This is a genomic window from Bradyrhizobium sp. USDA 3315 (assembly GCF_054056795.1).
In genome coordinates this window covers 3,286,359-3,299,353 of the sequence record NZ_JBSRYP010000001.1, presented here as the reverse complement: position 1 = coordinate 3,299,353, position 12,995 = coordinate 3,286,359, and the positions used below count along the sequence as shown (strand labels likewise).

At 58.2% G+C, this 12,995-nt stretch carries 13 protein-coding genes; 4 read left to right on the top strand and 9 right to left on the bottom strand.

All coding sequences use genetic code 11. The annotated features are described in order from the left end of the window. Positions 1-87: 87 nt before the first annotated feature. The 8 genes from ACVIYL_RS15100 to folE all read right to left on the bottom strand — a co-directional run bounded on the left by ACVIYL_RS15100 (position 88) and on the right by folE (position 8,247). Complete coding sequence (locus tag ACVIYL_RS15100) at positions 88-381, bottom strand: hypothetical protein (RefSeq protein ID WP_342723942.1); 294 nt, start codon at positions 379-381, stop codon at positions 88-90. Beyond that, positions 381-2,036 carry an IS66 family transposase gene (gene tnpC, locus ACVIYL_RS15095; protein WP_456779010.1) on the bottom strand — a complete coding sequence of 552 codons (1,656 nt, stop codon included), beginning with the start codon at positions 2,034-2,036 and terminating at the stop codon, positions 381-383. Before tnpC ends, ACVIYL_RS15100 begins: the two co-directional genes overlap by 1 nt. Before the next feature lie 264 nt (positions 2,037-2,300). Further along, positions 2,301-3,578 carry a group II intron reverse transcriptase/maturase gene (gene ltrA / locus ACVIYL_RS15090; protein ID WP_456779009.1) on the bottom strand — a complete coding sequence of 426 codons (1,278 nt, stop codon included), beginning with the start codon at positions 3,576-3,578 and terminating at the stop codon, positions 2,301-2,303. Between the two features lie 460 nt (positions 3,579-4,038). After that, positions 4,039-4,404, bottom strand: coding sequence for an IS66 family insertion sequence element accessory protein TnpB (tnpB, locus tag ACVIYL_RS15085; RefSeq protein WP_456779008.1), 366 nt, complete (start codon positions 4,402-4,404; stop codon positions 4,039-4,041). Further along, on the bottom strand, positions 4,401-4,814 hold the full coding sequence (gene tnpA / locus ACVIYL_RS15080; protein ID WP_456781830.1) for an IS66-like element accessory protein TnpA: 414 nt from the start codon (positions 4,812-4,814) through the stop codon (positions 4,401-4,403). The genes tnpB and tnpA overlap by 4 nt, the downstream gene beginning before the upstream one ends. A 999-nt stretch (positions 4,815-5,813) precedes the next feature. Then, positions 5,814-5,975, bottom strand: coding sequence for a patatin-like phospholipase family protein (locus ACVIYL_RS15075; protein WP_456779007.1), 162 nt, complete (start codon positions 5,973-5,975; stop codon positions 5,814-5,816). 101 nt (positions 5,976-6,076) lie between these two features. After that, on the bottom strand, positions 6,077-7,603 hold the full coding sequence (locus ACVIYL_RS15070) for an FAD-dependent oxidoreductase (RefSeq protein ID WP_456779006.1): 1,527 nt from the start codon (positions 7,601-7,603) through the stop codon (positions 6,077-6,079). 29 nt (positions 7,604-7,632) lie between these two features. Next, a complete protein-coding gene (gene folE, locus ACVIYL_RS15065; protein WP_456779005.1) occupies positions 7,633-8,247 on the bottom strand; it encodes a GTP cyclohydrolase I FolE in 615 nt (204 codons plus the stop codon). Between the two features lie 587 nt (positions 8,248-8,834). Between folE and ACVIYL_RS15060 the strand changes: the two genes are divergently transcribed. From ACVIYL_RS15060 to ACVIYL_RS15050, 3 genes are all read left to right on the top strand, one after another. Continuing rightward, positions 8,835-9,305: a GreA/GreB family elongation factor gene (locus ACVIYL_RS15060; RefSeq protein ID WP_456779004.1), complete on the top strand. Its 471-nt coding sequence runs from the start codon at positions 8,835-8,837 to the stop codon at positions 9,303-9,305. Positions 9,306-9,337: 32 nt separating this feature from the next. Next, positions 9,338-9,907, top strand: a complete 570-nt coding sequence (locus tag ACVIYL_RS15055; RefSeq protein WP_456779003.1) for a DUF488 domain-containing protein — start codon at positions 9,338-9,340, stop codon at positions 9,905-9,907. Between the two features lie 592 nt (positions 9,908-10,499). Beyond that, a complete protein-coding gene (locus ACVIYL_RS15050) occupies positions 10,500-11,213 on the top strand; it encodes a hypothetical protein (protein ID WP_456779002.1) in 714 nt (237 codons plus the stop codon). A 72-nt stretch (positions 11,214-11,285) separates the two neighbouring features. Here the strand turns inward: ACVIYL_RS15050 and ACVIYL_RS15045 are convergent, their stop codons facing one another. Continuing rightward, positions 11,286-12,134 (bottom strand): LysR family transcriptional regulator, encoded by an 849-nt coding sequence (locus ACVIYL_RS15045; protein WP_456779001.1) that lies wholly within the window; start codon positions 12,132-12,134, stop codon positions 11,286-11,288. Positions 12,135-12,315: 181 nt separating this feature from the next. On the opposite strand from ACVIYL_RS15045, the gene ACVIYL_RS15040 reads away from it, so the two are divergent. Then, complete coding sequence (locus ACVIYL_RS15040; RefSeq protein WP_456779000.1) at positions 12,316-12,729, top strand: c-type cytochrome; 414 nt, start codon at positions 12,316-12,318, stop codon at positions 12,727-12,729. The last annotated feature ends 266 nt before the right edge of the window (positions 12,730-12,995 follow it).

Genomic DNA, 12,995 nt, shown 5'->3' with positions numbered 1-12,995 from the left:
CGGCCTATCTCTCTCGCCTCTGTCATCGTCGCTTTCTCGTAAGCATGCGGCGTAGGCCGCCGGCTGGCCGGTTTGTCCGGTTACCGGCTAAACCTCGTCGGGCTTTTCGGCCTTCGGCTTAACGATCGCCGCGAGCACCTGGCGGCGTTCTTCAATGATCCAAGGAGCGTCCTTGTGGATCTGGATCAGATTTTTGAGGTTCTCGATTCCATCATCGGTGAACGCCATCACCCCGTCTTCACCGACACCGACGACCCATAGCTGGCCATCCTCGGTGTCCATTTCTTCGGCGACCTCGAACAGCCATTCCTCGTCTTCGCCGAGCATCTCAGCGACATGGCTGAGAGTGAACACGTGGCTGACCTTGTTGACGTGCCCCATCAAGCCGCCTGTGCCGCAAGGCCTTGCTGTTGCGCGGTCTTCCAGTTCCAGGGCAGCAGCTCATCGAGCCTGTGGGCGGAGTGGGTGGCGATGCGAGCGAGTACATCGGCGAGCCAGGCCTGAGGGTCGACGTGGTTCATCTTGGCAGAGACGATGAGGCTATACATGGCGGCGGCTCGGCGCCCTCCGCGGTCGGACCCACAGAATAACCACGACTTTCTGCCCAATGCGATGCCGCGCAGCGCTCTTTCGGCTGCATTGTTCGAGAGGCAGACGCGACCATCGTCGAGGAAGCGTGTGAAGGAGGCCCAGCGCTTGAACATGTAGTTCATGGCCTTGGCCAGATCGTGACCGCGGGAGAGCTTGGCGCACTGCTCGCGCATATAGGCTTCCAGATCGGCGACGAGCGGTGCGCTCTGCGCCTGGCGAACAGCCTTTCGTTGGTCGGCGTTTTGGCCATTGATACAGCGCTCGATCTCGAACAGAGCGTCGATGCGGCGCACGATCTCCATGGCGACGGGCGAGATGACGATCTCCTTCTTTCCGGCCGCTTTGCGCCGCGCGTTCTCCTCAAGATCCGCCATGGCGAAGAACGGGCGCCGGGCATGGACCCAACAGGCCGCTTCGCTGATAAGCCCAGGACTTCGCTCGGGCTCGTAGAGCTTGATGTATCCGCCGAAGGCGTCGGCCTGGAGGATGCCGGTGTAGTTGGCCAGATGCGTCTGCGGATGCTCACCACTTCGATCGCGCGAGTAATAAAACATCGCCGCCGGCGGATCTGAGCCGCCGAAGGGGCGGTCGTCCTTCACGTAGACCCAGCATCGCGCGATATCGCACTTGCCCAAGGCCAGCACGGGCACGGTGGTGTCATCGCCATGGAGGCGTTCGGCTGCCATGACGTGGGCTTCCAAAAGCCGCGACAGCGGCTCCAATACCGTGCAGCACGCCCCAACGGCGTCGGCTGCGGTCGACAGACTGATCGGCACGCCCTCCAGCGCGTACCGCTCGGTCTGCCGGTTCAGAGGCTGATGCTGGCCGAACTTCTCATGGAGGAGCATGGCCAGCAGTCTTGGCCCCGCCCATCCTCGCGGGATCACATGGAATGGTGCCGGTGTCTGGCTAATTTTCTCACAGTCGCGGCATGAGAACTTCTCGCGCACCGTTTCGATCACCTTCCACTGACGCGGCACCGATTCCAGCGTCCGGGTCACGTCTTCGCCGAGCTTGCGCAAGCGATTGCCGCCGCAGCATTCGCACGCCGTCGGCGGATCGATCACCACCCGCTCGCGTGGGAGATGCTCGGGGAACGTCTGGCGCTCGGCGCGCTTGCGTATAAATCCGCGTACCGTCGTCGTCCTCGCGACAGCTCGTTCCGCCGCCAGCTCGTCTTCTGTGGCGTCAGCTTCCAGCTCTTCGAACGTCAGCGCCAATTGGTCGATCAACCGCGATGATCGTTCAGACCGTTGTCCGTGGATCTGACGCTCAAGCTTGGCGATCCGCAGCTTCTGCTGGGCGATCAGCGCGCCGTCTTCCGAGGCTTTCGCGCGGGCGACCGCGAGTTCCGCTACAACCTCTAACGCCTTCGCGCGCTCGACGGCCAAAGCCTCTTTCAGAGCCGCAATGTCATCCGGAACAGCGCCACGATCAGCATCCATGCAACGCAGTGAATCACATATCGAGCGCGTTGTGACTCCCCAAAATTCCAGTAGCTGCAGATTTCTTCTGCTCAACCCGCGCTCTGTGGCCTCCAGCTTAGTTGTGGTAGGGTCGAGGACTGGCGCGCCGCACATCCAAGAGCCTTGGATGTGTACGTTTCCAGCCCCCGCCTCATCGCACGCAGCATGCGGATTTCCCGCACTACGCGCCCCCATTCGCTTCGCATCAAGGTTTATGGGACCTATCACGCTGGGCAGCTTTCGTCAGCCGTGTTTTACCCGGTAGTCGTTGAACAGCTTCAGGGTATCGTACAGCCATGATTTACTCCACTGCTCCCAGCCGAAGCCCTTTCGTTGCCGTGCCCGCGCCAGATGGCGCCTGACCTTCTTCTCCACCCAATCTCTGATGTAGCTGAAACACCTGCCAGAGTGTCCAGCCGAAAAGTAGTTCACCCAGCCCCGGAGCTTCGGATTGATCAGGTTGATGACCCTGCCAATCGGTTGCGATCGGTGCCGACGAAATACTTCCTTCAGATCCCGCAGTAGCGCCGTTCGCTTCTTCAGCTTGGGCGTGTAGTGCGGCCGCATCGCTCCCCGCAAGCTGCGGATGTAGCGAAAGTCAAAACCCAGAAGGCCGAAGCTCTTGCCTCGCCCTAGATCGACTATGCGGCTCTTCTCATCATTGATTTCAACCTGCAGCTTGTCGAACTCCTCTCGAAGTCGCTTGGTCACAGCACCAATCAGCCAGTCATGACGTTTGTGGGCGTCGATCAAGACCACCAGATCGTCCGCGAAACGCGCGTATTCGACATTGATGTACTTGCCGCTCCGTGTGACTTCTCGCGCTCGCTCCAGCATCTTGTCAACCTCGTTGAGGTAAAGATTACTGAGCAAGGGCGAAAGCACACCGCCTTGCGGAACTCCCTTCTTGCCAGCGGCTTTCAGCATAACTTTTAGGAGATGCATGACGTCCGCGTCGTTGATCCGCTGCGCCACCTTCGCCAATAGCCGGTCATGCCGGACGTTGTCGAAATAGGCTCGCAAATCAAAATCGAGAACGCGTGTCTTCCTTTGAGCTATTGCATCTGTCACTCGCTTGATCGCATCATGCGCTGTCCGCTTAGGCCGATACCCAAACGATCCCGGTTGGAAATCCGCCTCGAAGACAGGTTCGAGTATGAGCTTGAGCGCACCTTGAACCACCCGATCACGGACCGCCGGAATCGAGAGGATGCGAACTTTATTCCCATCCTTCGGTATTTCCTGTTTCCGTGCCGGAAGTGGCCGATAGGTATGCCCGGTCAGTTCGTCCCGCAACTGCTCAAGCAGAGCGTCTACGCCTAGCGCTTCAATGGCCTCGAAGGTCACCCCGTCTATTCCCGGAGCGCCGTCGTTTTCTTTGGCCATCTCATACGCCGCGCGTAGCGTTTCCACTTTGCAGACGTGAACGTATAGACCCCAGAAACGCCAGGACGGTTCAGCCTTCGCCTTGACGTATAGTCTCCTCCTCAGGTCCTGCAAATCAATGGACGCCTTTGTCATCTCGTCCTTGCCTTCCTTACGTTAGAGACGTCACAAATGGCAGGGCCCCTTCGCTCCACGGGGGTTACTCCGCTTCACAGCTACTGCGGACCCGGCCGCCACCCTCTCGTCTTCGGCCGCTTTCCCGGTGTCGCCGGTTATACAGCCTACCTTGCTCCGACAATTTCTCGCCGGGGACGAGGAGGGCTTCTCCAGTTGCTCAGCATGTCCTTGTCATCGTGCTGTCGCTTCCACCCCGCCGAAGTGAACAGCCGCATCGGTCAGATTTCGGCTGTCTATGCTGCCTTCGCCTTGAAACCGCGGGCTCGGCCTTCGGGTTGCTGACTTTTTCGAGGCCACAACGCGTTCTCTCTCGATACGGCCCGATGACTCGTGATCTCCCTTTCCGGAGACCTTGTCGATAGGCTTCAAAAATTCGGTTTCCCTCCTCTCTGCTATCCAAACTACAGGGCTCTGACTTTTACCCTGGTGGGATTGCCTCCCACTGGACACGCCAGCCTTTGCTGGACACACGATTCCTCCAGTCAATTCCTTCCAGCATATAGGCCATCTGCGCCGCCGAGATTGACACCGCACCAGCCGATGCTGAGGGCCAGATGAACTTGCCGCGGCCCAGGCGCTTGGCATAGAGCGACATGCCCAACCCGTCATGCCATAAAATCTTGACCAGATCGCCGCGGCGACCGCGGAAGATATAGAGATCGCCAGCATGAGGATCGCGCTTCAAGCTCTCCTGTACCGTCAGGGCCAGACTTTGCATGCCGCGGCGCATGTCGGTGTGGCCGGTGGCGATCCAGACCCTGACGCCGCTCGGGATCGGGATCATTGCCGCCTCAGAAGCTCAAGCACCCGCTGCAGTGCCTCGGCGTCAACATCCCGGTCAACGCGAACGCGACAGCCGCCGCTAAGCTCGATCTCGATTATTCCGGCCCCTGGACGCTGCGCAGGAGCCGAAGACGGCGGTTGTGGCGCGTACCTCGGTGCCAGAGCCGACGTAAAGGCGATCTCCACAGGAACAAGCGCTGGCTCGGCATCCCCGCTCAGCCGATCCTCGCGCGCCAACCGGCGCCACGTGAACAATTGGCTCGCAGACAACCCGTTGCGCCGAGCCGTCACTGACACCAATCGTGGGCCGCCATAGCTTTCGGCAACGATCCGTTCCTTTTCTTCCAACGTCCAACGGCGTCGAGCGCCCGTCGAGACAACTTCCAGTCGGGAGACCTTCGAATTAGGCATATGGTCAGTCATACGCCTATGTCTTCACCCTCCATCGCACCGCGCAAGGCGGCCCTCGCCGGAGCGATACGCTTTCTCCATCGGTCACAATCATCTCGATCACACAGTCGAAGCACTAGTCCTCCGTCGCCTTCGCCGCGTGGCAGCCTCCGCAGCTCCGCGCTAATAGTCTCGTCTGCCGTCGCGCAACAGTGCGCGTTCGCCTTAAGACTCAAGCGAAACGATCGCGGTCCGTGTGCTCTGGAGCGTCATATCGAGCAGGGTGGCATTTGTGTGGAAACTTATTCCCCGGACCGCCAAAGGCCGGCCGGGTTACTTGCCAATTTGCAAGTGGCCCGCGTGGTAAGTTTTTTGATCGAGCGAAATGATTTCCATAACCAAATACTTGGCGCGACAAGTCCACGAAATCAAGCTGCCTAAGTCACCCGCGCCGTTTTGTCGCTAACATAGTTGCCTCGTTCCTCCACCTAGACACTGTCGCATCATGTCGAATTCAGACGGCATCTAGGTGGCGCTGCAGTGGTTGGCGTTCGTTACTTCGTCTCTCTCGCGCGCGCTAGTGCACGTGCTTGTGCGTGTTCAATTGTGCATGAATGCGCTGATGATCGAGACCTCCTTCGGAACGCCACGGGTCCGTGCTAATCGCCGCTCGCTCAATCAGCTTGCTCGTTCGCGAGAAATCGTATGGCGATCCGGTTAGCGGGCACAGCGGTGACACAGCAAAATAGTCAATGCTGTGATCGAGACCCTGCAACTCGTTCATTAGCTGTCGCGAGATCAGCAACGTCAACGCATGCAGCACGTTTTGCAACCGCCCCCGCCTGCGGCCTCTGAAAAGCGCATTCGTAACCCGTGGGAAGAACGATCAATCGCCGAGCGCCACGGGTGACGGCTACCGTGACCGGAGTGTCACTTGATACTGCTCCATCCCGAGATGGAGACCGTTGAAATGTACCGGCGCGAACCCGCCGGGGACTGCAGCGCTCGCAATGATGGCCTCTACAGCCGGATCCCTTCAACCGAGGGCTTGCCTGCATAGTAGGCACCGTTTAGCGCTCCGACGCTTGAGCCGACGACCAGTTCGGCGGCGATGACGCGGCTCGCCAGCGCGTGGAGCATGCCGACGTGAATGGCTTCAAAGCCGCCGTCACCGGCGAACACAAATGCGGTTCTCGATCGCTCATCATGACTGGACACTGGACGCCGGCTCCTGGGTTTGAGCGCATTTATTAGGATCGTGCGGCCGGCAAGCCGCAGGGTTCTCAGCGCACAAGGTTTCGCTCCATGTCTAATTCGACCTGCAGGCTAGCAAGGTCGCGGTAGATCGAGGCGACCGCAAGCACGCGGCCGTTGCGCTTGTATCTCAGCACGCAGTCTTTGGCCGTGACGCTACTGTTGAGAGCAATCTCGTCCCACGACTCGGCATGGCCGACGTAGTTGATCCTTACGTCGTAGTGCTTACTCCAAAAAAATGGCACCGCATCGAACGCCTCACGCTGTCCCAGCATGTTCCGAGCGGCGGTTTGTCCTTGACGCTCCGCCACCACCCAATGCTCGACTCGGATATTTTCGCCTGAATGCGGATCGGGCCAGCGCGCGATATCACCCGCCGCATAGATCCCGACGATGCTGGTTTCAAGATAGGCATTCACGGTAACTCCGCGCTCCAGCGAAAGACCAGCCCGTTCGGCTAGGTCGAGTCGCGGACGCACGCCGACGCCGACGACCACAACGTCGGCATCCAACACGCCACCGCTTTTCAGTATCGCGCGCTTGCCATCGATCTCGGCCACGGTATCCCCGAGATGGAAGATAACGCCCTGCTCTTCGTGCAGCGCGCGTATGAATTCTCCCATATCGGACCCAAGCACGCGCTCCATCGGCCGTTGCTCCGGCGCAACGACGTGGACCTCGATATCTCGCGCACGCAATGCTGCCGCGGCCTCGAGGCCGATGAAGCTGGCACCGATCACGGTTGCGCGGCGTGCGCCGTTCAGAGACCCGACGATCGCCCGGCAATCCGCAAGCGAGCGCAGCGTGTGGACGTGCGGCTGGTCAGCGCCCGGGATCGGCAGCTTCACCGGCTCCGCACCTGTCGCCAGAAGTAAACGGTCGAAGGGAATATCGCCGCCACCTGCGATGACGACGTTGCGCTCCTTGGTATCGATCGCGAGGACTTCCGTATTGAGCCGCAGATCGATACCGGCTTCAGCGTAGAAGCTGTCTGGACCCAACGGCAACCATTCTTCCGGTGCGCTGCCAGCGAGATAATCCTTTGACAGGTTCGGCCGATCGACTGGCGACACGGTATCGTTGCTCAGCATGACAATGCTGCCGCGAAACTCCTGCCGCCTCAGCATCTCGGCCGCAGCGAACCCCGCTGCTCCGCCGCCGACGATCACGATCTTGCCGGGCGCATCAACGGACCCCTTGATGCGCGGTTTCGGCTGTTCGCACCTTCGCCGAACGAAGATGCGATCGCCTTCGTACTCGACCTGCCAGACCGCGAGCGGGGTGAGCGCCGGCGCGCGAGTTGCTTCGCCAGTCCGCAAATCAAAACAGGCGTGGTGCCATGGGCAGCGGATGCTCTCGCCGACCACGAGCCCTTCGGCGAGCGGTCCGTGATAGTGGCTGCAATGCGCGTCGACGGCAAAAATCTCCGGGCCGAAGCGTACCAGCAGAACATCCTGATCGCCGACATGCCCCAATAGGGTCTCGCTCGTGAAGATGCTAAACTCGATGCCATGCGCCAGATCCGGACCACTAGGTTGGAGTTTCTTTTCCGCCATGATTCATCTCCTTAAGAGGTTCATTTGCATCAAACGGCCATGCCGAGGAACTCCTGGCGGGTAAGCGCACTGTCACGGAAGCACCCCAGCATCCGGCTCGTTACCAGATCGGTGCCGGGCTTATGCACGCCGCGAGTGGTCATGCAGTGGTGCGTTGCCTTGATGATCACGCCAACCCCCCGCGGATTAAGCACACCGTTGATGGTGTTCGCTATTTGCGCGGTCATCTTTTCTTGAATTTGCAGGCGCTTGGCATAGACGTCGACCACCCGGGCCAGCTTAGAGATTCCGACCACGCGGCCATTTGGGATATAGGCGACCCAGGCCCGGCCGGTGATCGGCGCTATGTGATGCTCGCAATGGCTTTCGAAGCGAATGTCCCGCAGTACAATCATTTCGTCATACCCTTCGATCTCCTCGAAGGTCTTTTCCAGAATCTCAGCCGGGTTCTGGCCGTAGCCCGAGAAAAACTCCTCGAACGAACGGGTCACGCGAGCCGGCGTTTCGATCAGGCCGTCTCGGTCTGGATCTTCGCCAGTCCATCGGATGATGGTTCGTACCGCCGTTTCGACTTCCGTTCGGCTCGGCCTTTGGTTTTCTGTTTGCGACCCTCGTCGGCCCAGCAAATGCACATTTGGATTCATCGATATACCCTTCTAGACCGAAGTCGATGCGGCGCTCGGCTCACTTGTTGACGTCCATTGGATGCCCCGCGAGCAGAAAGGTTCCCGAGCAAGAGCCGGATATCAAACCTTGACCCCCGACAACGTAACTTGACGCTCTGCTTGGACAAACGAAAATACTTGGCGGTGCGAAGCAGAATTCGTGCTTGGTGGAGCAGCGGTCAGCGGTGCTTGCCGTCGACCTCCATTGCGCGACATGCGGACTCCATCAACCTCGAATAGTCAGGTCGATGGCAGCCAACTATGGCGTCGACTGTTCCGGACAACAAACATGAAGCTCCTTCCCTGCGAAGCCCGCCGTTGCGCCTTCGATCTTGGAAGCATTGATATTGCAGTAAACAGGCAACGAAATTCGGTTGTCCAACGCATCAGTTGGTGGGTATGAGTCCCCAGGTCACCGCGGTATCTAGATAGAGTATCCGCTGTGACGCGATCTTAGCGCAGCGCTGGATACTGCCCTGTAAGATTGCGCGGCAGGTCGATCCGCCGCTGTTCGCGCGCCGCCGCTTCGTGCGTCGGGTGCAAGATGTCTTCAGAAAGACGTGCCCATGAAACACATTGAGCGAAGTCATTTCGAGCAGCGGCCGTCCATCGTCCTGACAGCGATGGACCGTGACGCATTGTTTGCTCTGCTTGGCGACCCGTCGAAGACAACGGATGTGGCGGCTGCTTGCTTTCTTCGCGAGGAAATCGAACGCGCGGATATCATGTCAGATGATGTCGCTCCGAACTCGTCGGTTCGAGTCGGTTGTTACGTGAAATTCGTCGACCACGCGGATGCGCGCGTTCGACGAGTTCAACTCGTTTTCCCGGACGCGGCTTGGCGCAAACACTGTATTTCAGTCTTGAGTCCCGTCGGAAGTGCGCTGATCGGCCTCGGACCGGGGCAGTCGATCCGTTGGACGGAGCAAGGTAGAGAGCGAAGCCTCGCGGTTCTTGAAGTGCGCGCAGGCGGGCATGGATCTCAGACGACCCGAGGAGAAACGCGCGCTAAGCGGCAGCTCGCAAACAATTGCTGAGGAGCTCCTTGGTCCGATAACAGGTTTGGGACATGGAACATCGATTTTTTACAATTGGGCACTCGACCCGCTCCATCGGTGAATTCGTGGAGTTGTTAAGGCCGCAAGACGTCAAGCTGGTCGTCGACGTTCGCACCATTCCGCGATCGCGGACCAACCCACAGTACAACGCTGCGAAGCTCGCCAACGCTTTGTCCGATTTTGAGATTGGCTATGAGCACATCGCCGAGCTCGGGGGACTCCGCGGCAGGATGCGGGATGTGCCGGCGGACGTGAATTCTTTCTGGGAAAATCAGAGCTTTCACAATTATGCGGACTACGCCATGAGCGACGAGTTTCGGTCCGGCATGGCCAGGCTGCGCGAACTCGGGCACGGAGCGGTCTCTGCCATAATGTGTGCTGAAGCCGTCTGGTGGCGGTGCCATCGAAGAATAATTACTGACTATCTCATCGCGGCGGGCGAGACAGTATTCCATATTATGGCGACCAATCACCTCGCGCCAGCATCTCTCACTCCAGGGGCTGTACTGACAGCGCGCGGCACGTTGTCCTATCCCGATCGTCTTCCTTCCCAGAGCAAGACAGTTGTAGCAAAGCGATAATTGAATTCGTTTGTGTGGCCCGAAAGCCGAGTCTATCTCCCTTTTAACGGTTCTCTCTCGATCTGGAATTGTCGGTTCGAGAGCGGCAGGAGGCACCATGCCTACCCGACAGACGAACAGGCGTGGAGTTGCATCAGCTATGTGCGCCGAATTGCCGTATTTGGTCTCGGCGATGCTTTTATTTATTGGCCGTCACGCTCCCGTCTACCGGTTTTCTGCTTCCGGCGCGAACACCTCTCCATCGACGAGTTTGAATTGCACTCGCGATCTCGGCCATCGTCGTGCCGGTAGCGTGGTGCTTGTCGTCCGACCGACACGGCCTTGGGACTCAAAGCCAAGTCTCGCCAATGCATCGAGCGGCATCACAAAGGCAACAAACGCCACGTCGCCTGACCCGCAACTCGCACGACCCATTTTCGCGCAAGACGATTTCGCGCCCCTGTTGAGTAACGCATTTTCCAAGCATAAACACTGTACTCAAGCGATAATTTAATTCGTTTGCTAGGTGTTGCCGTTGATGAAATACCAAAATGACGTTGCGGCGCTCGTCACAGACGTGATCACGAAATCGGCGCCGATATAGGAGGACGTGATGTCACAAACCTCAACTTCAATGAAAGTCGCCAATCGTCGAAGCTTCCTTACGCTCGCGGTCGCCACCGCGGCGATCGTTCCGATTTCGGAAAGCGCTCTCGCGCGCGACAGGCAGCATCACAGCAAGACCGCCGCTTCGGAATCCGACACACAGAAGAATGCTGCTCGTGATCAGAAGACGTTTCAAACTGCAGTGGCTCTTCGAGATCTTTGGCTTGGTCACATTTTCTGGGTGCGGAACGTTTCGGTCGCAGCGATCGACAAAAACGATTCGGCGATCAAGGCCGCGGAAAAGCAAGCAGTCGCAAACGCGCAAGCTATCGCCGCCTCGATTGAACCTTTTTATGGCGCACCAGCAAAGGATAAGTTTTTCAAGCTTCTCGCCGGCCACTATGGCGCGGTGAAAGCCTATCTGGTAGCGGCTGTCGCCGGTGATGTTTCTGCCCAGGCAAAGGCAACTCAGTCCCTTACGTCAAACGCCGAAGAGATCTCGACCTTCTTGAGTCAAGCGAATCCCTATTTGCCGAAAGATGCAGTGCAAGGCCTTCTTCTGGCGCATGGCGGCCATCACATCCAGCAAATCCAGCAATTGAGGGATCGCAATTACGACGCCGAGGCCCAGACTTGGGAAGAAATGAAGAAGCATGTCTATCAAATAGCCGACGCGACAGCGGACGCCCTGGCTAAGCAATTCACTAAGAAGTTCTCCTGACGTTCTTGCCGGTTCGCATCCAGCGGCTCATCTTGGCTCGGCGAGCTGTGAGGTATCAAGCCGAGCCGTCGATTATTCGACTTCCGCCTTGGCGACCGCGCGCAACACGGTGAGCGCTGCGCCCAATGCGGCAGCCTCTACGTTCGTTGAGTGCGCGGCATAGACCGGGAACGAGAAGCGGGGCGCGTCGGGGACTAGATGTAGTTTTCCCGATGCTAGATGGCGCTGAACTGCATGCATTCGGAAGTAACCAGAACCACCCTCCAACAGAACATAGTTGAGGGCCAAGGGACCAAGATTGGCCGCCAGGCTGGGGGTCGTATCCGGAAAACTTACCGCATGATGAAGGGCAAAATCCGGTCCCCATTCGACGTGAACGTATCTGGGATCATTTGCGCGATACGTCTTGAGGTCAGTTGTTACCAGAACGAGCTCTTCCTCAATCAGCAGGTCTATCTCCAAACCAGGTCTATGCTGGGGCGCGTACATGATCGCGATATCCACGAGTCCGGCCGCTACGTGCGTAATTAGATCTTGAGGAACGTCGACATGAACGCGAAGCGCTATATCCGGATGCGAATGCCGCATCATCCTGACCCACTCGAGCAGAAGCGGTTGCCACAAGCTGACCTCGCTTCCAATCGTCAAAACTGCGCGGTGTCCTTCAGGTACCGCGACCTGCTGTTTTGCGCGCTGCCACAGTTGTACGAACGTCGGAGCGTAACGAAGGAATTGTTCACCCGCCGGGGTGAGGCTCGCGCCGGCCTTATTGCGAACGAAAAGCGGTCGTCCGAGCTGCTCCTCAAGGAGGCGAACGCGTGCGCTAACCGTCGTTTGCGCGACATGCAAACGGTCGGCGGCTTTGATGAAGCTTCCGGTAGAGACGATTTCTAAAAAAGTCCTGGCAAGCTCGATATCCATGCGTTGATAGCATAATTAATGAGGGCAAATGTCAATGAAATTCGTTTGTCTGCACTGTTGTTCGATGAGAGGCTAATCGCATCATCGGTGACAAGAGAAACTTGGTGCTCAACTCTAGTTCGTCACCGAGGGCGCAGCCAACGCAAAACGAGTTAGCTTCGATAGGTACAGAGAGAAGAAGTTGAATCCGATCTCGATGCTAGTGCTTGCTCTAACCTCGCTCACGGTCGGCCCAGCTCGAGGCCAGGATGCGATCCCTGCTGGGCGCCCTGACGCCGGTGCGACAGTGTTTAAGAAATGCATGGCCTGTCACCAGATAGGTCCTGATGCTCAGAATGGAATTGCGCCGGTGCTAAACGGCGTCGTTAACCGGCCAGCGGGTCAATATCCAAACTATAGCTACTCATCAGCGAACAAAAATTCAGGTTTGGTGTGGGACGAGCGGACATTGTTCGTCTACCTCCGCGCGCCAGCGAAAGTCGTGCCGGGCACAAAGATGATCTTCTCTGGTCTGAAGAGAGATCAGGAAATATCAGACGTGATCGCTTATCTGAAGCAATTCGCTGCGGACGGCACACAATCGAAGTCGAGGTGAGATGGACGGGTGTACGCCGGCCAATTCACCCAAAGGGACGGACGTCCCGAGAAGAGGATGAAAACTGGCTGTCAAACTTGGATAGGCTAAAGTCGGAACTCGCGGAGGTAAAGCGTATGGGTTCGCCGAACGATCGTCCGATGTGTCCGGTCTGCAAGCATAAGATGGCGCTGGCGCGGATTTCGGCTGGCCGGCGGGGGTTTGAGATACGTACGTTCGAATGCTCCACCTGCGATCGGACGGAAAATATCTCGCTCGTCGTGGAT

Excerpts from the sequence above, each read along its gene's own strand:
- ACVIYL_RS15060 (WP_456779004.1), top strand. The coding sequence starts at position 8,835 with ATGAAACACATTGAGCGAAGTCATTTCGAGCAGCGGCCGTCCATCGTC.
- folE (WP_456779005.1), bottom strand. The coding sequence starts at position 8,247 with ATGAATCCAAATGTGCATTTGCTGGGCCGACGAGGGTCGCAAACAGAA.
- ACVIYL_RS15050 (WP_456779002.1), top strand. The coding sequence starts at position 10,500 with ATGTCACAAACCTCAACTTCAATGAAAGTCGCCAATCGTCGAAGCTTC.
- ACVIYL_RS15070 (WP_456779006.1), bottom strand. The coding sequence starts at position 7,603 with ATGGCGGAAAAGAAACTCCAACCTAGTGGTCCGGATCTGGCGCATGGC.
- ACVIYL_RS15055 (WP_456779003.1), top strand. The coding sequence starts at position 9,338 with ATGGAACATCGATTTTTTACAATTGGGCACTCGACCCGCTCCATCGGT.
- tnpB (WP_456779008.1), bottom strand. The coding sequence starts at position 4,404 with ATGATCCCGATCCCGAGCGGCGTCAGGGTCTGGATCGCCACCGGCCAC.
- ltrA (WP_456779009.1), bottom strand. The coding sequence starts at position 3,578 with ATGACAAAGGCGTCCATTGATTTGCAGGACCTGAGGAGGAGACTATAC.
- tnpA (WP_456781830.1), bottom strand. The coding sequence starts at position 4,814 with ATGCCTAATTCGAAGGTCTCCCGACTGGAAGTTGTCTCGACGGGCGCT.
- tnpC (WP_456779010.1), bottom strand. The coding sequence starts at position 2,036 with ATGGATGCTGATCGTGGCGCTGTTCCGGATGACATTGCGGCTCTGAAA.
- ACVIYL_RS15100 (WP_342723942.1), bottom strand. The coding sequence starts at position 381 with ATGGGGCACGTCAACAAGGTCAGCCACGTGTTCACTCTCAGCCATGTC.
- ACVIYL_RS15045 (WP_456779001.1), bottom strand. The coding sequence starts at position 12,134 with ATGGATATCGAGCTTGCCAGGACTTTTTTAGAAATCGTCTCTACCGGA.